Source organism: Vibrio sp. RW (assembly GCF_027587105.1).
In the GTDB taxonomy this organism is placed as follows: domain Bacteria; phylum Pseudomonadota; class Gammaproteobacteria; order Enterobacterales; family Vibrionaceae; genus Vibrio; species Vibrio toranzoniae.
This window is the reverse complement of the sequence record NZ_JAPPTM010000001.1, coordinates 224,889-244,243: the sequence shown is the minus strand read 5'-3', so window position 1 is coordinate 244,243 and position 19,355 is coordinate 224,889. Positions and strand designations below refer to the sequence as shown.

Sequence of the window (19,355 nt, the reverse complement as noted above, 5' to 3'; positions counted from 1 at the left end):
AGAGTTTTATAACCTTGTCTATCAACATTAGTTATTGTAACTACTATGGTTATTTGGCTTTTATCATCACTTCTGAATACCGAAAATCACATTACGAAGTCGCTTGCTCATAAGTTCATCAATATGAATGAATCTTACTTTCGCGGGTTGAACCTCTTCTCTAGTTCTAACTGTTCTTTGAAGCTTGCGCTTCTGCGCTTCTATGTTTTTGTGCTTTTATGTAACTGGTGGCGGCCTAATGTTTACCAGTAGTTCTCACTACTGAATTGGCCGGGCTTTCTGCGTAAGTGTTTATCGAACCCTAAGCTGATTAACGCTTCACTTGTGTCGCGAACCATTTGCGGATTGCCGCAAAGGTAGAAGAAGCTGTGAGTTTGATTGAAAGCGACAGACGTGGTTTGCTCAAGGTCGCCTCTAAGTAACAAGCTTGGGATTCGTCCGCGCAAAGTTCCGGTGACTGATTCTCTAGAAATAATTGGCACATATTTCAGTTTCCCCTGAAAGTGATTAACGAGTTGAGCGATACGATCTTGGTAAGTTAGATCTTGCTCCGTTCTTACCGCGTGAACCAGTATCAGGTTTTTGTACGAGGTCACTTTTTTTGAACTAGATCCATGCTGTTGCTGTATTTGCATGCTTTCAAGCATTGAGATAAATGGGCCCACTGCAGTTCCGGTTGAAAGCATCCATAGATCGTCGGCGATCTCTGGGATCTCATCTAATGTCATAAAACCGCTTGGGTCTTTACCGACAAAGATGTCATCGCCGACCTTCAATTTATGAAGCTGAGGAGAGAGCTGGCCGCTCTGATCCTTAATAATTAAAAACTCAAGATGTTGGTACCCTTGCTCATGCTCTGGCGCATTCACCATTGAGTACGCACGTCTGACGAACTCTCCTTCACTGTTAAGCAAGCCAAGCTTCGTGAATTGGCCCGCCTGATAGGGTGAGATGGGAGCACTGACTTGGAGTGAGAACAGTTGATCTGTCCATTCTGTCTTGTGTAAAACTTTACCAGTTACCAAACCATGGGGAATATCTGTCATATCATCACCTTTATTTAGATAAGCTATGTCATTAAGGATACTCAACTATCTTACTTTTTGGCGTTGCATGTGTCATGCCAATAATACGAATGCTTATCAATTGTAGGTTCGTGGTTGATATTAATTTTTTTCATGTCAAAAAGACTGATGATTGAGTTGGTCTATATGACTCGAAGTGGTCTTTTGATAGGTTGTAAACGCGGATTTAAAGTTAGCTCTTACAAGGCCTGTGAAGTGGTTTGACCCCTGAAGTATTGCATTAATAACTACAGAGAATAATTTGCAGATGCGTATAATGGCGGCTTTCGATCTCAATATAGCTGTGTTTTATGCTTGATAATCTTCGTATGGTCTTGAACGTGATGTTCGTGACCATCAATACCGCAATGACTGCGTTTACTGTGAGTTTCTTTGGCCTCATCAAACTGATTCTTCCAATCTCTTTTGTTCAAAAATCATGTACTCGTTTAGCGAATTTTACATTTTGGTGCTGGGCTTCGCTCAACCTTTGGATGCTGAACGTGAATAATGACATCGAGTGGCAAGTGGAAGGTGGGAAAGATATCTCGACCAAGCAGTGGTACTTGATGATGTCGAACCATCTTAGCTGGGCGGATATTGTAATTTTGTCTTCTATCTTGAAAGACAAAATGCCGATGACGAAGTTTTTCCTTAAGCATGAACTTCTGTACGTGCCATTTGTCGGTTTGGCCTGTTGGGGCTTGGATATGCCATTCATGCGACGTCACTCGCGCGAGTTTTTGCTGCGTAACCCTGAGCGTCGTAATGATGATTTCGAAGCGATTAATAAGGCATGTACTAAGTTCAAGCTAGCGCCGACAACATTGGTTAATTTTGTGGAAGGAACGCGTGCTAACCACGATAAACTGGCGACAGCGAAAACACCGTATCGACACCTACTCAAACCGAAAACCGGTGGTGTGGCGTTTGCTCTTTCGGCAATGGGCCCAATCTTAGATGGTATCGTGGATGTCACGTTGGCTTACCCAGAAAACCAAATCTCTCCGTTTGAAGATATGCTGAAAGGCAAAATGACCAAGGTGGTGGTGCGTATTAAACTGCACCCAATGGATGAGAACGTAAACGGCAATTACTTTGAAGATAAAGCGTTTAAACGTCGCTTTCACAGTTGGTTGAACAACGCGTGGAAAGAGAAAGACGCCTATCTTGATACAATTTATGAGGTTGATATGCCCCGTGAGGTTGAAACGGTGGATGGACCTGATGCGGTTTATAAGCAACAAGAGCAGTAAGCTCAAACCAAATCGATAGCATCAAAAAAGCCGATCGTTCATTGAACGATCGGCTTTTTTATTGCTCAGATTCTATCAGAGGTAAGCGATAAAGTTAGTGCTTACTACAGTTGAATCGCTTGGTAAGCATCGATGATGTGTTTAACTGCACTAGGCTTACCTTGCTTCTCTTGGCCTTGATGGATGCGTAGGTAGTGCTGCAATGTTTTGGCTTTGTACTGCTGAGATACTTTCATCTGAGTTTCACAACTCGGTGTCCAGATCTTGTCACCCACGTTTGATATTTCGCTCACTGCTCGGTTCTTTTCAGCTTTGCCTTGGTTATTGCTGACCAATAAAATCTCGTAGTAACGGCGGTTCTCTTCAATTAATACTTCGTCTATCAAATTGAACTTGAGTGTTTTTAAATGGCTTCTTAGCTCAAATTGTTGATGCACAGGGCACAGCAAGAAATCGATCGCTTTGTCTGGGTGTTGACGGTGAATATCATCGACTAGTTTCTGAGTCAGATCGCCACCCACACCCGCTATGATGACCAAATGTCTGCCAGTGTGCTTATCCAGTGGAATAGCTGCGACATCTAAACAATAGACTTTCCATTGACTCTGCTTGTGTTGCTCAACGTTGTTATCTTGAGGAAAGTAACGCGTAAGTTTACCTTCCAGCTCACTCATCAGAGACGGGACAATATCGACAAAGTGAATCTGAGGGGCTTTGTTATCCGACAACAATTGAACACCCAAGAAGCCATGATCACAGCAGCAATCCCAAATGTGTTGGTAGTCATTACTGACAAGAGAGCGGAGAGTTTGTAGTCGGTTGCTGAGCTTCATAAGTTTGTGTCGTTAGAAAGTGATAGGGCGTTGTCGTATCGAAAGCGCATTGTAATGACTTTATACAAAAACAAAAGCACCTAGGGTATGAATCCTAGGTGCTTTGATGTTGTCAGTATTGTATGAATCGGTTCGATACGAGTGCGTTAGCGTATACCTATGAGGCTTTGGCGACAGCCTTGATATGGCCTTCCACTCGATTCTTACCAAGCTGTTTCGCAATAAGCTTCGCTTGTTCCGCAAGTGCCAAAGCCGAATCTCGTTCTCCTTCTATCTGTGAGAATCCGATGCTGACTCCTAGTGATAATGTGATGTCTGGTGTCACAATGGCTTTCTCTGCGACGCCAATTCGACATTGTTCTAACTGGAATTTAGCGTCCTTGGCATCATTAGCTTGGAACAATATGGCGAATTCTTTCCCCCCTATACGAGCAAGACAAAGCCCTTTTGGCATAGGAAAATAAGAGTGTATTGCTTCTGCCGTCAGCTTGATCATCTTGTCGCCAACCGCTTCACCGTAAGCTCGGTTTACGTGGTCAAAGTTGTCGATATCAAGCAGAGCAACATAGGTACCGGCCTCGCTTGCGTAACTCTCGATCGCAATGTTGAAACTGCTTCTATTGTCTAGCTGTGTCATCAAGTCTTTGCTGTTCAGTTGCTGCTGAAGTAGCAAGTTAGATAACGAGACCTCAGCGTAATCTCTGATCATTCTCAGAATGCTCTGGCTGATTGGTAAGGTAACGTTTACGTAGATCACCGCGATCAATTGTTTACGAGAGTACAGAGGAATGCAGTAATGGCGTTGGTGTATTTTTAGTTTACACGCCAATGGATCGGCGTATTTTCCAGATCTGTAAGCTATGGTGTCTGGTGAAAAACGCTCGGCGAGGGCATCATCACAATGTACTGTTGATTTGTTTCCGTGATAGTCGATGGTACTGAATGAGTGATTTTCAGGCTGATACAGACAGAATTGGATGCCTTTGTGGTGCGTAAAGCTATCAAATATGGACTTTAGCTCACGCTTGAAGCTCGCTAGCTCATCAACCTTGTTGAGTCGTGAAAGTGAAATGTTTAGTTGATAAGTGAGATAGTGGGCTCCAATCCATAATAGAAGCATTGAGCCAAGTACGATGCCTGTCAGCGTAAATTGATGGGAGCTGGTGAGAATATCGCGGCGATCAGTGCTCGCAATGAATACCCAATTTAAGCGGTTGTTCGCATCAAATTCCGATATCTTGAAGCTGTCTTGATAGTAGTATTCACTCTGACCGTTGGTTTCACCTTGTGAAAGTTGGTGGCTTATGCCCGCATGGTAGCTGATAGACTTGGAGCCTATGCGTTTAGGGTTGGGATGGAATACCAATCTTTCAGTTGCTCGATCGACAATGAATACATAGCCGTTGTTTAGTGTTTTAAGATCACTCAACTCTTGTGTGGTGTGCAATAGGTCAAATTCAATCCATATTTCTTCGTTCAATCTTTCCGCTGTGTGTTTGACAGCGAAAACCCAACGACCATCAGCCTTTTGATAAACCGAAGAGAGGTAAAATTCCTCAACGACACTGTCTATTGAACGCCACTGTATTGCTGCGATTCGTTCATTCGAAAGAGGAAGGCCTCGAGCGGAAATATAACGCTTAGATTGAGGTCGATATCGAATGATATCGGAGAAATTTGGTGTGCTTTTTAGAATATTGTCACTGAGTTCGCGAAATCTTTTGTCATCAATGCTAGTAATTTTAGGTAAGGCTAAGCTGGCTTCTAGGAGGTAGAGCTTGCCAAACACCGCTTCGATGTTAGAGCGAATGGTGGAGTTGGCGATTCGAATATTTGATGATGATTGATTAGCTGCAGTTTTCTCAACTTTTTCCAATTGAACGACTACAAGGTAAAACATGCCTCCAGTTAACAAGAGTATGTATGGTTTGAAAAGCCGAATAAGTGTTTTAGGTAAAGCCATGATATCCAAAGACGTTATAGATTCATTTTTATAGTACGGCCATACTAAACAGTTTTCAAAATCACATCAATGCAAATGATTCCATATAAATAAAAGGGTTTTGTGATATTCAACCTAAAAAACCAGTGTTCAATACGACTGGCTTTTTAGGTTTTCGATATTGTACTAAGCTGGATTCGTCTTTTTTGGCGAATAGTGCAAAATAGCCATTGAAGTTGGAGAGAGTAGCATTTCACCTTCTGCATGACCTGGTTTTACGTTTCGTAAGTTGGTATCACAGATAGTGACCCAGCTTTGCTTACGGTCGTTAGGTAATGAAAAACGAGCTGGAGCATTGGTTTGATTGATTAGATAAATCAATTCGTCTCCATCTTTACCAATTCCCAAGTGCAATGCAACCGAGCTTAAACGGTTCCAATCATCATGTCCCATTAAAGTGCCATCAACACGGCTCCAGAAGATGCGATTAGAGTTACGTTTTTCACCACTGAATGCTTTAATAAATGGCACCATGTATTGTTGACGAGCAGAGATCATTTCCGATAGCCAAGTCTTGAAATACGTCTTGCGCTCAGAGTCTTCCCAATTTAGCCAGCTTGTCACACCATCTTGACAGTAGGCGTTGTTGTTACCCTTTTGAGTATGGGATAAGACGTCTGCTGTCAGGATATGCGGGATACCAAAGGCAAACAGCAGGCTCGCCATGAAGTTGCGTTTCTGCTTTTCACGCGTCGCGATAACTAACAGATTTTCAGTTTCGCCCTCAACACCGTAGTTTTCAGAGCGATTGTCACCGTGTCCATCGCGGTTATTCTCACCATTTTCTTCATTGTGCTTATGCTTGTAAGAGACAAGATCTTGCATGGTGAAGCCATCATGGTAAGTGATGTAGTTGACCGTTAATCTGTGTGGCCAATGCGCTGCACTGTAGATGTCACGCGATCCCATCAAGCGCGTTGCAAACTCTTTTAAGTAACCTTGGTCACCCCGCCAGAAGCTGCGTGTGATGTCTCTGAGCTTGTCGTTGCACTCATTCCAACCCAACGGAAAATTACCAACTTGGTAGCCATTGGGGCCGATATCCCACGGTTCTGCGATTAGTTTGGTCTCTTTGAGTACCGGATCTTGAGCAACGGCTTTAAAGAAAGCAGCCTCAGGGTTGTAGTTGTCACCTTCGCGTCCCAGTGTCGCAGCCAAATCAAAACGGAAGCCGTCGACTTGGAACTCACTCACCCAATAGCGAAGCGTATCCATCACTAAGTTCAAGGCTGGTTGGTGAGTGAGGTCAACCGTATTGCCACAACCAGTGAAGTTCGCATAATGGCTGCCATGTTTGATGTAGTAGCGGCTATCTAGCGCTTTTAGGTTGAAGGTGGCACCGCCTTCTCCGCCTTCAGCCGTGTGGTTGTATACAACGTCTATAATAACTTCGATGCCATTGCGGTGCAGCTCACGAATCGCAGTCTTAAGTTCAGAGACTGCGTCTTTTTCTGCGTAGCGAGGGTCTGGCACCATGAACAAATAAGGGTTGTAACCCCAATAGTTCACCTTATCCATATCTAATAGGTGTGGTTCATGCATACACGCCGCAATAGGTAAAAGTTGCAACGAGTTGATGTTTTGCTGTTTGTAGAACGTAAGCATTTCAGGGCTAACTAATCCCAAATAACGACCTTTGGTGTTGGCTTCGACTTCTGGGTGAAGCTGAGATAAGCCTTTTACATGAGTTTCAAAAAGAACGGTCTCTTCGCGGCTAATACGCGGTTTTTCTACGTCTTGCCAATCGAACGAGTCATCGACAACGACACATTTCGCCATCGAAAAGCTCTTTTCGTTGGTATAGGGCGTTGCATAATCGAGCGGTTCGCTGATTGCTTTCGCGTACGGGTCTGAAAGTAGGATAGGTCCATCTTCAGTTTCAGCGACAAAACCGTATTTTTGTCCCGCTTTGATTCCGTCAATAAATACATATCGAATATCAGCGTATTCATATTCCAATTTATAAGTGGTGAATTCATCGCTCTCGTCAAAAAGCGCGAGCGAGATGGATTCACAGTCAGGAGAATAAATAGAGAAGTTGCAGCCAGTGTTACCTAGCGTTGCGCCTAGCGGGTATGGGCGAGCGAGCGTTCTAGTCATTGATTGATTTCTTGTTCGTTGATCAACATCAGTGAACTATAAGTAAAAAGCTTTGTCCCAGTAAGGTCAAGAAACTTCATAAAATAATTACGGTTATAAAAATAATTCATCGATGAAGTTCAAATTATATATTTGAAGTAGATCTCACTTAAGGTGAATAATTAGATCTGTGTGCTGTCTACTCCTCCTAGATTAAGTGATCTACCTCTTTAAAACACCGTTCTGTATGTTTTCTACTCCCTTCTCATCCCCCTTAATTTAGTTAAGGGTGGAGGAAGCCAAACTTGTCATCCCCTCTTAATATAAACCCCGTTGAAACGAATCAGGGGAAACCCTAAACCTCTCTATCTTACGTCCGCCATTACTGCCTTTGGTTGCCGCAAGAGAGCAAAAATATAAAAACCTAAAATAAATCGTCCTTAATGGAGTTAAGAATGAAAAAAGTAAGTTTAATTGCTGCTGCAGTGGCAACTACATTAGCTGCTGGCTCTGCGTTCGCTGTAGATTTTAATGGTTACATGCGTGCTGGTACTGGTATTAGTGGTAATGACGGTGGTGATGTTGCATTCATGAAGAACGGTATTGGCCGTTTAGGTAATGAAAGCGACAACTATTCTGAGTTTGGCTTGGCTGAAGAGCTAAAAACTGGTGAGCAAACTTGGCGAGTTGAGTCAATGATTGCTTCTGGTGCTGATGGCGCAAATGGCTGGGAAGACGGCGACTTCAACGTCGCTCAGTTTGCTGTTAAAGCAAAAGGCGTTCTATCTTTTGATGAAGAAGCGACGCTTTGGGCTGGTAAAACATACTACCAACGTAAAGATATCCACATCACTGACTTCTACTTCCTAAATACATCTGGTACTGGTGGTGGTATTGAAAATATTTCAGTTGGTAACCAAAAACTTTCTTTAGCAATTATTCAAGATGGCGAAGATGAGAACGGTGCTGGTTACATGGCTGATGCTCGTTTAGCTAATATCGGTTTATGGGAAGATGCTAGTTTAGAGCTTGGTGTTGTTTACAACTTCGGTACTGAAAACAAAAATGGCAAATACGATGGCGATGATGGCCTTCTTGCTACAGGTATTATCCATCAAAATATGAGCAATGGCTTTAACCAAACTGTTGTTCAGCTAGGTACTGCTGGTTACGGCGTTCAAATGGCTAACTTCTGGGGTTCAGGTGCGTACTATGATCGCTCTGGTGAGCAAGATGATGGTTTTGGTTACCGTATTCTGAACTGGGGTGTAATGAACCTAGGCGAATCTTGGGAAATGGGTCACCAACTTGCATACCTAGCAGGTTCTGACTTAGGTGTTGATAAGCATGATTCAAGCCAATACTCTATCGTGGCTCGTCCAATGTATAAGTGGAACGACACAATGCGTACTATCTTCGAAGCCGGCTATAACGCTGGTGAAGTAGATGACGTTGACTTCGGTGGCGCTAAATTTACTGTTGCTCAAGCATGGGCAATGGGTGACAGCTTCTGGGCTCGTCCTGAAATCCGTGTATACGGTAGCTACTTGATGGATCTAGAAGGTGATTCATTCGGTGAGGTTAAAGATGCAAACGGTGTTGTGACTGGTCAAGGTGCAGACAACGATTTCGTTGTTGGTATCCAAGTTGAAGCTTGGTGGTAAACACTTAGTGTAAAAAATCCTAAACTGTCCTAATTCATAGCCGGCTCGCGTCGGCTATTTTTTTAAGGAATGTACGATTAAGTTGATCGTTCCCTAGGTGAATAGTTCTCTTTGTGGTAATTAAAGTGAGTAAATTTCTTAAAAAAATAACAAGAAGGAAGGGTTATGTATTTTAAAGCTCTAATGTTGAGTGGCTGTGTTGCGTTGGCCGGTTGTCAATCTGCGCAAGTTGTCGAGCAAGTGCAAGTGGCACAAGCTGAACAAGTTAACTCTATTGCTGGTCTTCAATTTGCTCCGATGAAGCTGCCAAGTTCAGCTATTTTCGATGTGACACCCGATAGCCAAGTATTAAACTATCAAGGCATAAACAGCCCTGTAGTCGCGATTGAACTGCCTGCAGATCGCGGTGAGTACTCGATTAATATCACTAGCATTATCGGCGACACAGCGTTTGTTCCTAATGCGGTTATCTATGACGAAAACGGCCGTGAGCTCGAGCGTTACGGTAAAGAGAGCTTCGAATACGCTAAACCAAGACTACACTTGGGGAACCGTTTGGTTGCTGAAAATGATTTTTACCCACCAACAACGGCTGAATCGGTTTACTTAGTTATCTATACAGATCAAAACGATCTGGAAGGCTTTACTGATGTTATCCACCCTGCTCGTTTGGACGCGGAAGGCCGTGGTAATTATTTACCTGAAGTGAAAGATATCCCGATTCCAAATGCGAACGTGGGTAAGATAGAAGTTACAATCGATCAAGCGAGCTTCTTCTCAATTGGTTCATCAAACAGTGAATCTAACGCTAAACCAGCGGCAGCAGCTAAGGTTGAGACAATTCAACCAGAGACGCAAACTTACTACCACAACGCGATTCAAACGGCAGTAGACGCAGATAATATTCCAAAAGCTCTGAGCCTATTAGATGAAGCAAAAGCACTTGGTATTGAAGGCGCACAAGAAGTGTTTGTCAAAGCCGTCAATAAAAAGTAGTCGGATAGTTGGTCAATACTGATTGATACTTGAACAAGGGCTCCTAAATAGGAGCTTTTTTATTGCCTGTGATAAATGGAATAAGAATAGTTATATCCACAGAATATTTGATTTTAAGATGACTACTGAATGACACATAATTATCAATAGCGAGTATAAGTGGAATTTATTGGCTATTTATAGTTCTGGGTGATCATGTGTTAATTAAAAACACTCTCGTCTCTTTGACTCTTCTTGAATAGCTGAATACGATTTCTATTGACTAGTAGTCATTCTATTTGCAGATCTAGACTTGGTTTCGTAAATTTGAACACACTTAAATTAGCCGCTTACACGAAGTCGTTATGCTTTCTACTAAGAACTAAGAACTAAGAACTAAGACCGCTCGTTGATCGCTTCACATTGACGGTTAGTGAATGATGTTGTGCATTTGGATTGGAGTTTCTTGAGCGCAAAAAAGGGAGACTGACGTCTCCCAAAAGGCTAGCTTTCGCTGGTTTTATTATCTGTTTATTAGAATCTAAGCTTTATGGCTTAATTCCTGGTTACTGAAACTACGGCTTTCTCCACATTGTCATCCAGCTCGTGAATCGAGTTCAGAGTAAAGGTATAGCTGCCAGCTTCTGTTACGTTTAGTTGGCAGTTACCATCAGTACCTAGGTCGATTGACCCATCAGCAAGTTCAACGGAGTCACAACCCAAGTTAGGTGATACCCAATCAGCATCTGCAAACTTAAAGCTGTGTCCATTCTTACCCTCTTCAGGCATAGGTACCTGCATTGTCAAAGAGTAAACCCCATTAGCAACAAAGCTCATTGCCCAATCATCAGTTGCGCCCCATCCATTCATATCACCACGAACATACACGGTTGTTTGACCGTATGGTGGAATGCTAGACACATCTTTTCCTGAGTTATCAACCGGCAAACCAGTACCTTGTGCGTCACCTTGAGCTTGTACAAATACAGCGGTGGTTAATGCCGGTACCGTGAAGGTTTCAGTGGCGAAGCTTGCACCTTTTACAGCATCATCAGCAGAGTTTTGTTGAACGTCGTGTAGTGTAAAGCCTGTTGCTCCTGTGATTGTGAACGATTGAGATTCATTCGTTGAGTTTACAACTGCCACAATCGCATCATTTGCAGGATCAAGGTCTTCGCCTGCAGACACGCCATCATCGATAGACATGACAATCAGGCCTTCGACTTGATCTTGGCCTACATTGCGGAAGTCGACACGCTTCATGACTTCATCCGCTGTGTCTAAACGGAACAGCTCACTTGAACTACGGATTTTTAATAGCTCTAGAAATTGCTGTTTAGTCAGGTCAATGTCTCCTGCGTCTGGTTTAGCGGTGCTGTCAGCAATGATGGTTTTAATCAGCTCCCAGTTGGCACCATCTTTGTCTTCACGTGGCAAGCCGACGTTCCAGTTGTTGTCAGTACCATCGAACATGACTCGGTTGTACCAGTCACCAGAATCGTAAGAGTCACGCTGCATAGACTTAGAACGAAGTAGTTCAGAACCCATGTGGATGAATGGTATGCCTTGGCCCAACATCACAGTGGAGAGCGATACAGACTGCATACGCGCGCGGTTTGCAGAGCTCGTACCTGCAGCGATTTTATAGGCGTTGTTATCCCAAAGCGTTTGGTTATCGTGTTTTGAAACGTAAGAGATGTTTTCTGAAGGCATCTTGGTGTAACCCGCAGGTGCACCGTTGTAGTCGACGTTCTTACCCAGTTTGGTATCGCCTTTGTAATCAATCAGCACGTATTCTGCGAGGTTACCTGCCATACCCAAACGAACAAGATCTTGGTTATGTAAACGACCATTGATAGAGTTTTGGTCGACTTTGGTTTCTTCGTTGGCAATCGCTGCGTTACCAAAACCTTGGTTAAATCGAAGTGGGTGGTTGCCCTCAGAGTCGACGCCACCATCGAACGGGCTGCCTCCACGCACGGCGTCACGCAAACGGTCTGAGAAGGTGCCGATCTCTGTGCCTGCCATGTTGATTTGGTTCGCTTGGTCGAAGCGGGCATTGTTTGCTACTTCGCCAAAGTCCCAGCCTTCACCGTAGAACAGGGTATTTGGGTCGATTTTGCGCACTTCTTCCAATGCTTCAACCATCACGTCTTTTGGTTGGTGGGCCATTAAGTCAAAACGGAAACCATCCACTTTATAATCATCAGCCCACACCTTGAGTGAATCGACCATTAACTTACCCATCATTAGGTTTTCGGTCGCGGTGTTGTCACAACAGGTTGAGTTTTCGACGCCACCTGTGTTCACGTTAAGACGGTGGTAGTACCCAGGAACAATCTTATCCAGTACTGACTTATCGTTCACACCAGATGCATTAGTGTGGTTGTATACCACGTCCATGATCAGCTTAAGATCCATGTCGTGTGTGGCTTTGACCATTTGACGGAATTCGAGAATACGCTTAGAGCCATTTGGATCCGTCGCATAACTTCCCTCAGGCACTGTGTAATGGAATGGGTCGTAACCCCAGTTGAAGCTGTCGAGCATACGTAGATCGTTCATTAACGCTTGCGCATCGCCTGTTGAAGGATCATAACCATCGAGTACTTCTTCGATGACTCTATTTTCATTTTCTTTATCACATAAGGTGGCAGTCGGTTTTACATTACACAGCTTACCGACCGTATCGGTAATATCGACACGGCTCGCTTCGTCTTCATTAACGGTAGCGATATCGAATGCCGGTAAGATATGCAGCGTAGTTAACCCCGCATCTTTCAACGCTTGTAGGTGTTTGACCGACTCACGATCTGCTTCTGTGAGAGCGAGGTATTTTCCATTTAGGTTCGCTGTACCTAGCTTATCGCTGAAGCTGAAGTCACGAAGGTGAGATTCGTAAAGTACGTGGTCTTCGTCTTTTTCTACAGTCGGGCGCTCATATCCAACCCAGCCTTCAGGCATCAAGGCTGAATCATCAAGGTCGATGACCTGAGAGTAAGCTGAATTTTTAGATAAGCTGAGTGAGTAAGGATCCGTTACAAGGCGCGTTTCAATGCTGCCTGTAGTTGGATGGTAGACCTTCACTTGGTAACGATAATAACTGTTCACTGCATTCGACACTGCATCTGTTACCCAAACGCCCGTTTCAGTGTTTTCCGTCATAGGAATAACTTGTGAGCTTTGTAGATCTTCGCTGTATAGGACGAGCTCAACATCTTGCGCTGTAGGGGCCCACAGTTTGAAGGTCGCTGCGCTGCCTTCCACAATAGCGCCGAGTGTTTCACTTATCGCATTACCAGCATCTTCACTTGCAAACACCGCATCAAGCACACCCGGCTTTTGAACCTCAGTTGAAGAGGTAACGTCGCCATTCGCGTTGTAGGCAACAAGAACTATCTGAGACTTCAAAATGGTGCGCAGTGTTGTGTTATCAACATCAATCGCGACTGCTGGTAAGCTTGCAAGGTGGCGGAAACGTTCTTTTAATTCAGAAGATAGTTCTCCGTCTTTGCTGAGTTCAATTGCAGTTCCGCCGACAATCTCTTTGTCATCGTTCATTGTGATGCTGTTGTCTAGTGCATAGAAGAGTTTTACAGAATCAGCATTGCTCGCTGCTTCCCAACCAATCGTGGTTGCATTTAGCCAGTGTGCTTTTTGACCATCAATATTGACTGGTTGTTCCGAGATCGGGTCGTAGTACAACTCGCTGCTGCCATGGAAGCCGAATACACCTTGTGAATCGCCAAGCTTAGTTAACTCGACCTTCGAGTTCGCACTGCCAAATGCTTTCTCATCACCATTGTGCAAGATGAAGTTCATGCATTTGTGTGGGTCAGAGGCATCTGGGTCAACTTTCAATACGTAGTAGGCGCCGTAGGTATCGCTGATACCGTCAAATTCATAAGGTGCTTCCCAGTTGGTTCCGGTTTCACTTAATCCCATGCCAGCTAAGTCAGTGCTGGTGCAGCCTTCACCATTCCAAAGATGAAGACCCCAACCGTCGTAGGTCGAGCTAGACGTACTTGCGGCCGCGATATCACGTTTGTAGTAAACAACGACTTCGTTTTCGCCAGCTTTGTATAAGCCACTGCTGCCTGCGTCTGTAGCGTTGTCGCTATTATTATCACTGCCACATCCCGCGATTAAAGTAGCAGTGAAGAGAGGTAAAATCGCTTTGGCCAAGGTAGATCGTTTGAAGCGTCTTTTATTCAAAATATTGACCGTGTTATTGAGATTTATAGTTCTATTGTTCATGTTCACGTTTGATATCCATATGTCACTTTTAATTAGTTGGATATCGTAGTGTTTGTTATGGTCAGCTATTTGTGACCGCTATATATAAAGTTATTTTCAACGGGTAAATATAAGAAACTTAGTGAGCAAATCACAATTTGCGTCGGGTATTTCAAATTTTATTGGGTCGATAACACATAAAAAAGAAGTATATTATCAAGGGCGTAGAACCTAGGCGTAGGTAATAAGGGGGAGTACTCATCCTTCTTTGTGTGAGGTAATTATCACTATGTTAAGTGCTTATTTTTTAATAGGAATAAAGATCTTTAATATCGTTGAAAATTAGCCTTATAGATAAAGTGAGCATTTTGATTGAGTATCTTTATAATTGAGCCACTTTTATTAGGGCGTTATAGGGTTTTACTATGAGATTGCGAAGTCGAATAGTAAATGAGTAGTCTTTCTTAATCATCCTTATGACAATTGATAGGGCGTAATTGCTAGAGTATGTGAGCTGTTAGCCAAAAGGGGGGTCGATGTTGTCTTCATCTATTCAAATCGCCATCACTTATCTGGTGATGGTAGCGGTGTCTGTGTTGTTTGTAAAAAGTTCGAAAGTACTATTAGTGTGGTATTTAGCTGTCGGAGTGGTAACGTTTTTTGTGTATGCAAAGGACAAGAAAGCGGCAATTAATGGCAATTGGCGTGTGCCTGAGAAAACTCTGCACATCTTCTCTTTTGCTGGTGGTTGGCTAGGGGCTTTGATTGCTCAAGATAAACTGCGTCATAAAACGAAAAAGCAGCCGTTCAGAGCGATTTATTGGCTAACAGTAGCAATGAATGTAGCGGCGTTTGTGTGGACGTTAACGCCGAGCGGGCAGGCGATATTTGGTCGTTGGGTTAGCGAAATTACCGGGTTTCTTTAAAAACTATGATGGCTAGCAGCTGTGTGCTAACCATCAATAGCTATAGTGAGTCGATTAGAGCATTGGAATCGTTGATGCTAACAGCAAGCCCGCCATCCCATAGTTGAAGCTTTTGATGCGGACTGGCGTTGTTAGCCAGTGTTGCAGTTGCTTGCCTGCTGCCGTCCAGAAGGTTACAGATGGTAAGTTAGCGAGAGTGAAAATCGCCGCGATGATCGCAAGCTCCCACCATGAACTGCCACTGCTATAAACGGAAATGGCAGTCAGCGCCATTGACCAACCTTTTGGATTCACCCACTGAAAACTTGCCGCGCCGATGAAGGTCATTGGCTTATAAGCTTCGGTACTTTTAGCTTTGCCACTCAATGCTATCTTAATCGCAAGGTACACGAGGTAAGCAAGACTTAGGTATTTCAGAATTTGGTGTGTCACTGGGTATGCATTGAAAATACCCATTAAGCCCAAACCAACCAATAGCAACATCGCTGCAAATCCCAGAGCAATGCCAAGCATGTGCGGAATCGTGCGTGCAAAGCCAACATTGGCACCTGATGTCATGAGCATGATGTTATTGGGACCTGGTGTGAAGGTCGAGACAAACGCAAATAAGGCAAGCGCGCTAAGTTGTTCTAAAGGCATTATGGTTCTCCAGCAATAAAATGAACGAAGGTGACTGACCGGTCATGACTTTCACGCGTTGAGAAACATAGTATGTGGAAAGTGAGGCAATTATGTGCTTTTATTATCTCTATTATCACTTAATGCACAATAATAATCAGTTATGGATAGATTTGACGAAAGGATATTGCAAGAGCTTAAATTGGACGGCAGAATCTCCAACATTGAGCTCTCTGAACGAATTGGTTTGTCGGCTTCAGCAACGCTCAGGCGAGTACAAGATCTCGAACGTAAAGGTATCATTCAAGGTTACCGCGCGGTTTTGGATAACGGCCTGATGGGGGTAGGCTTTATTGCGTATGTTTCTATTGGGCTTTCTAGTCACAGCAAATCGGCTCAGTTAGAATTTGAACAGCACGTCAGTTTGGAAAAAGAGGTGGTGGAGTGCCACAATATTACCGGTGCGAATGAGTACTTGATCAGGGTCGAGACCAAAGATCTTCCAGCCTATAAAAAGTTTCATGCCAATGTACTTGGCGAGTGTGCTCAGGTTCAATCTATAACGACCATGGTGGTCATGGATACCCCTAAAGACGAACGTTAGTCGAGTTGTATGTCAGGAGAGGCGCAGTGCCCAATACTAATCAGTTGTTATTGTTCTTAGATGTGGTTCAACAAGGGTCGTTCACCAAAGCGGCAACCTTACATGATATGGATAACTCATCCCTCTCTAAACAGATTAAAAAGCTTGAGCAAGACTTAGGTGTGCAGCTGCTCAATCGTTCTACGCGCTCGTTTTCTTTAACGTCGGCGGGTGAAGATATTCTCGCGCAAACCTATGTGTTAAAAGATACCATCAATCAGATACAAGGCATTGCTGATTCCTATCAGTCTGAGCCTAAAGGTGTGCTACGAATTACGTCGCCGATCTATTTTGGTCAGCAATACCTACAACCTATCATCACGCAGTTCATGAGAAAGTACCCGGATGTTCAGATCGTACTTTCATTAGACGACAAGATCGCCAACATAATCGCAGGACAGTTTGATATCGCATTTCGCTTCAGCAAGCTTGTTGAATCGAATTTGATTGCCAAGAAGATTGCCGACAGTAACTTTATGTTGGTTGCCTCGAACGACTTTGTGAAGCAGCATGGTGAACCTAAGACGCCACAAGATTTGCTCGCGTTACCCGCTGTGATTTATACCAATGGTGATATGACGGTCGATCATCTGCGTATCAGTGAAGAGCCGGGAGGAAATACCTTCCAGAGCCTAACGATTCGTGGAAATTATAAGGTGAGCGATGTCCGCACTATGGTGTCTTGCGTTAAAGATGGCTTAGGGTATGGCTTTGTTGACCAATCTAATCTGTACGCCTCAATGAAAGAGCTGGGCTTGGTCACCTTACTTCCTGATTACCCAATTTCTACGATAGATACGGCTATCTACGCTGTGTATCCGCACCGCAAGCAGACTAAACTGGTGAAAGAGTTCATCACTACAGTTCAAGACTATATTGGATCTCCAACGATTTGGGAGAAAATGCAGCAAGGTTAGTTGTATTTTAAATATATCAAACGTGAAAAAGGAGCCAGATCGTCACACGATCTGGCTCCTTTTTATTATTCCCGCGAGAACCGATTTACAATGTAAAGCATAGCTATGACTGGCGTGATCGGCTATTTGTATTCACAAATGTCTATCAATGAATCACGTCTTTTCCGCTCGGGTAAGCTTTAGAACCTGTGACATTACCGTCGACTTTTTTACCATAGTAACCTTGGTGATTGTGGTAACGCTTAGCATTGCCAGCAACATCCCCCTTATATCGAGGGTCTTGTGGACGTTCATGGCTGTTGACGAAAGCAGCCACATCCCATGCTTCCTGAATAGAAAGCTGTTGGCTCTTTCCAAGCGGCATGTTTTCGTAAATAAAGTATGCAGCCGTGTTTACGCGATGCATACCTGCGCCCCAGTTGAACGAGTTCTCGCCCCAAAGTGGTGGTAGATATGAGTGACCGTCCGCGCCTTTAATGCCTTCACCATCTTGACCGTGACACGTCTGGCAGCTCGCCTGGTAAACTTTTTCACCACGTGCTATTGATGGCTCTTTTTCAGGGTTATCGATCTTAGGGTAGCCACGGCCTGCCAACTTGCTGCGGTCATCGATTGGGTATTTGCTTAGCAGTTCTTCAGGAAGAGGGAAGCTTTCAGTTTTACCACCGACTTGTAAATCGGCATCGCTTATCTCAGGAACGGGCGTATCTTGTAGGCCATTCTTGTCTAAGATTCCTCCCATGGCTAACCAGTATGAATAAGCAGTAAGTGCGACCATCTCTTTTGAATCAACGGCTGGTGGTAAGCCATTCATCGAATAAGTGAAACAACCTTGGATCCGTTCCGCGTAGCTGTTTACCTTATCGTTTTTCTTACGGTAAGCAGGGTAGGCCATGTAGGCACCCCAAAGAGGCGCGGCATTTGGTTTCATGCCCGCTTGCATGTGGCAGTTTACACAGTTTTGTTCATTGCCAACGAACGTACCACGCATCTGCTGTGAGTCGACAAACAGTGAATAGCCCTGTTTTACTTTGTCGCCAAATTCCCCTGCAGGAATATTGACTAAATCACGTGGCACCAGATATTTGTGATCTTGAGGTTTCTCAACGGCTGGCAGTTCGGTTTGACGATCGGGCAATTCACCTTCGGCATAAGCGATTCCAGAGGCAAGGGTTGCGGTAATTAAAAGTAATGTTTTCATGCGAGCCCTTTAGTATCGGAAAGATGCGAAGTAGTAAGATAGGTTTTTGATTTCATCGTCGGTCAACTTGCCAGCGATATTGCCCATCATGTTCAAATCATCCCCCTTGCGAGTGCCGCTTTTCCAAGCGTTGAGCTGAGTTTGAATGTAGTCGGCGTGCTGGCTCGCTAGACGTGGGAACTTGTCCACGCCCATACCACTTGGCCCGTGGCAGGTTGCACAAGCGGGAATGTTTCGATCCCAATCGCCTTGGAATACCAGCTTGCGATACGGATTATCAATATCAGCCTGTGAGCCGCGCTGCTCTAAATCGGTGAATTCGTAAGAAGGTAATGATGCGAAGTATTCTGCAACTTCACGACGAATAGCAGGGTCGGACACACCATCCGCCATACCCTTCATGATCGCGCTTTGACGCTCGCCACTGGAAAACAAAACCAGTTGATGTTCGAGATAATCAGCATTAAGCCCTGCAAGCATCGGGGCGATGTTGGGCATGCCTTTTCCGTCAGCTTGGTGGCAGCCGCTGCAGGTTTCTGCGGCTTCTGGCATTGGATTAGGCGCTGCTTGTGCAAAACCGGCTAAAGAAAGGCTTCCTAAAGCTGCGATGCAAAGCGTTAAAGTTTGAGTTTTAATTTTCAGCTTAGTCATGAAGTGTCGCTATTGGTTATAATGCACGCATTTTCGGCATAATTGATGGTTGGCGCTATTGTGGATTTCCACATTAATTCATTAATAACTTGAGGTAAGTCTCACATTAATAACCTCACTTAAGTTATTGGTAATGACTCAACCTAGCGGTAATGGTGTGAAGTCCGATTGGCTGATCCAATTGCTGTTAATGAAATGCAAGGGAGCTGCCATGTTGGCCTCAGTGTCACTGTTTGTTAAGGCTCTTTTATGGCACCGATAGTGTAAGCATAGCCGCTTTATAGGGGCTG

The 19,355-nt window shown here is 44.1% G+C and carries 14 protein-coding genes; 6 read left to right on the top strand and 8 right to left on the bottom strand.

Annotation, left to right across the window (positions count from 1 at the left end):
* Positions 1-242: 242 nt before the first annotated feature.
* Positions 243-1,046, bottom strand: coding sequence for a ferredoxin--NADP reductase (locus tag OCT63_RS00965; protein WP_269983029.1), 804 nt, complete (start codon positions 1,044-1,046; stop codon positions 243-245).
* A gap of 329 nt (positions 1,047-1,375) precedes the next feature.
* On the opposite strand from OCT63_RS00965, the gene OCT63_RS00960 reads away from it, so the two are divergent.
* On the top strand, positions 1,376-2,320 hold the full coding sequence (locus tag OCT63_RS00960; RefSeq protein ID WP_269983028.1) for an acyltransferase: 945 nt from the start codon (positions 1,376-1,378) through the stop codon (positions 2,318-2,320).
* A 104-nt stretch (positions 2,321-2,424) separates the two neighbouring features.
* On the opposite strand, the gene OCT63_RS00955 is transcribed toward OCT63_RS00960, so the two are convergent.
* The 3 genes from OCT63_RS00955 to glgX form a co-directional block, all read right to left on the bottom strand.
* Positions 2,425-3,153: a tRNA (adenine(22)-N(1))-methyltransferase gene (locus OCT63_RS00955; protein WP_269983027.1), complete on the bottom strand. Its 729-nt coding sequence runs from the start codon at positions 3,151-3,153 to the stop codon at positions 2,425-2,427.
* A 157-nt stretch (positions 3,154-3,310) separates the two neighbouring features.
* Positions 3,311-5,053: a sensor domain-containing diguanylate cyclase gene (locus OCT63_RS00950; RefSeq protein ID WP_269983026.1), complete on the bottom strand. Its 1,743-nt coding sequence runs from the start codon at positions 5,051-5,053 to the stop codon at positions 3,311-3,313.
* Between the two features lie 228 nt (positions 5,054-5,281).
* Positions 5,282-7,255 (bottom strand): glycogen debranching protein GlgX, encoded by a 1,974-nt coding sequence (gene glgX / locus OCT63_RS00945; RefSeq protein WP_269983025.1) that lies wholly within the window; start codon positions 7,253-7,255, stop codon positions 5,282-5,284.
* A 434-nt stretch (positions 7,256-7,689) separates the two neighbouring features.
* Here glgX and lamB point away from each other — a divergent pair, with 434 nt between their 5' ends.
* Positions 7,690-8,898 (top strand): maltoporin LamB, encoded by a 1,209-nt coding sequence (gene lamB, locus OCT63_RS00940; RefSeq protein WP_017057851.1) that lies wholly within the window; start codon positions 7,690-7,692, stop codon positions 8,896-8,898.
* Between the two features lie 165 nt (positions 8,899-9,063).
* On the top strand, positions 9,064-9,894 hold the full coding sequence (locus OCT63_RS00935; protein ID WP_269983024.1) for a MalM family protein: 831 nt from the start codon (positions 9,064-9,066) through the stop codon (positions 9,892-9,894).
* 534 nt (positions 9,895-10,428) lie between these two features.
* Here OCT63_RS00935 and pulA read toward each other — a convergent pair.
* Positions 10,429-14,091 (bottom strand): pullulanase-type alpha-1,6-glucosidase, encoded by a 3,663-nt coding sequence (gene pulA, locus OCT63_RS00930; RefSeq protein WP_161685094.1) that lies wholly within the window; start codon positions 14,089-14,091, stop codon positions 10,429-10,431.
* A 554-nt stretch (positions 14,092-14,645) separates the two neighbouring features.
* Here pulA and OCT63_RS00925 point away from each other — a divergent pair.
* The gene (locus OCT63_RS00925; RefSeq protein ID WP_060469248.1) at positions 14,646-15,035 is read left to right on the top strand and encodes a DUF1294 domain-containing protein; all 390 of its coding nucleotides are present in this window, start codon (positions 14,646-14,648) and stop codon (positions 15,033-15,035) included.
* A 54-nt stretch (positions 15,036-15,089) separates the two neighbouring features.
* On the opposite strand, the gene OCT63_RS00920 is transcribed toward OCT63_RS00925, so the two are convergent.
* Complete coding sequence (locus tag OCT63_RS00920; protein WP_060469249.1) at positions 15,090-15,674, bottom strand: LysE family translocator; 585 nt, start codon at positions 15,672-15,674, stop codon at positions 15,090-15,092.
* A 142-nt stretch (positions 15,675-15,816) separates the two neighbouring features.
* Between OCT63_RS00920 and OCT63_RS00915 the strand changes: the two genes are divergently transcribed.
* Positions 15,817-16,257, top strand: coding sequence for an Lrp/AsnC family transcriptional regulator (locus tag OCT63_RS00915; protein ID WP_032547968.1), 441 nt, complete (start codon positions 15,817-15,819; stop codon positions 16,255-16,257).
* A 26-nt stretch (positions 16,258-16,283) separates the two neighbouring features.
* Positions 16,284-17,213, top strand: a complete 930-nt coding sequence (locus tag OCT63_RS00910; protein ID WP_269983023.1) for a LysR family transcriptional regulator — start codon at positions 16,284-16,286, stop codon at positions 17,211-17,213.
* Between the two features lie 145 nt (positions 17,214-17,358).
* Here the strand turns inward: OCT63_RS00910 and OCT63_RS00905 are convergent, their stop codons facing one another.
* Positions 17,359-18,414: a c-type cytochrome gene (locus OCT63_RS00905; protein ID WP_161684871.1), complete on the bottom strand. Its 1,056-nt coding sequence runs from the start codon at positions 18,412-18,414 to the stop codon at positions 17,359-17,361.
* Positions 18,415-18,423: 9 nt separating this feature from the next.
* Positions 18,424-19,065 (bottom strand): c-type cytochrome, encoded by a 642-nt coding sequence (locus OCT63_RS00900; RefSeq protein WP_060469252.1) that lies wholly within the window; start codon positions 19,063-19,065, stop codon positions 18,424-18,426.
* Positions 19,066-19,355 lie beyond the last annotated feature (290 nt).

Excerpts from the sequence above, each read along its gene's own strand:
- OCT63_RS00950 (WP_269983026.1), bottom strand. The coding sequence starts at position 5,053 with ATGTTTTACCTTGTAGTCGTTCAATTGGAAAAAGTTGAGAAAACTGCA.
- OCT63_RS00905 (WP_161684871.1), bottom strand. The coding sequence starts at position 18,414 with ATGAAAACATTACTTTTAATTACCGCAACCCTTGCCTCTGGAATCGCT.
- OCT63_RS00900 (WP_060469252.1), bottom strand. The coding sequence starts at position 19,065 with ATGACTAAGCTGAAAATTAAAACTCAAACTTTAACGCTTTGCATCGCA.
- OCT63_RS00920 (WP_060469249.1), bottom strand. The coding sequence starts at position 15,674 with ATGCCTTTAGAACAACTTAGCGCGCTTGCCTTATTTGCGTTTGTCTCG.
- OCT63_RS00955 (WP_269983027.1), bottom strand. The coding sequence starts at position 3,153 with ATGAAGCTCAGCAACCGACTACAAACTCTCCGCTCTCTTGTCAGTAAT.
- glgX (WP_269983025.1), bottom strand. The coding sequence starts at position 7,255 with ATGACTAGAACGCTCGCTCGCCCATACCCGCTAGGCGCAACGCTAGGT.
- OCT63_RS00925 (WP_060469248.1), top strand. The coding sequence starts at position 14,646 with ATGTTGTCTTCATCTATTCAAATCGCCATCACTTATCTGGTGATGGTA.
- lamB (WP_017057851.1), top strand. The coding sequence starts at position 7,690 with ATGAAAAAAGTAAGTTTAATTGCTGCTGCAGTGGCAACTACATTAGCT.
- OCT63_RS00935 (WP_269983024.1), top strand. The coding sequence starts at position 9,064 with ATGTATTTTAAAGCTCTAATGTTGAGTGGCTGTGTTGCGTTGGCCGGT.
- OCT63_RS00965 (WP_269983029.1), bottom strand. The coding sequence starts at position 1,046 with ATGACAGATATTCCCCATGGTTTGGTAACTGGTAAAGTTTTACACAAG.
- OCT63_RS00915 (WP_032547968.1), top strand. The coding sequence starts at position 15,817 with ATGGATAGATTTGACGAAAGGATATTGCAAGAGCTTAAATTGGACGGC.
- OCT63_RS00960 (WP_269983028.1), top strand. The coding sequence starts at position 1,376 with ATGCTTGATAATCTTCGTATGGTCTTGAACGTGATGTTCGTGACCATC.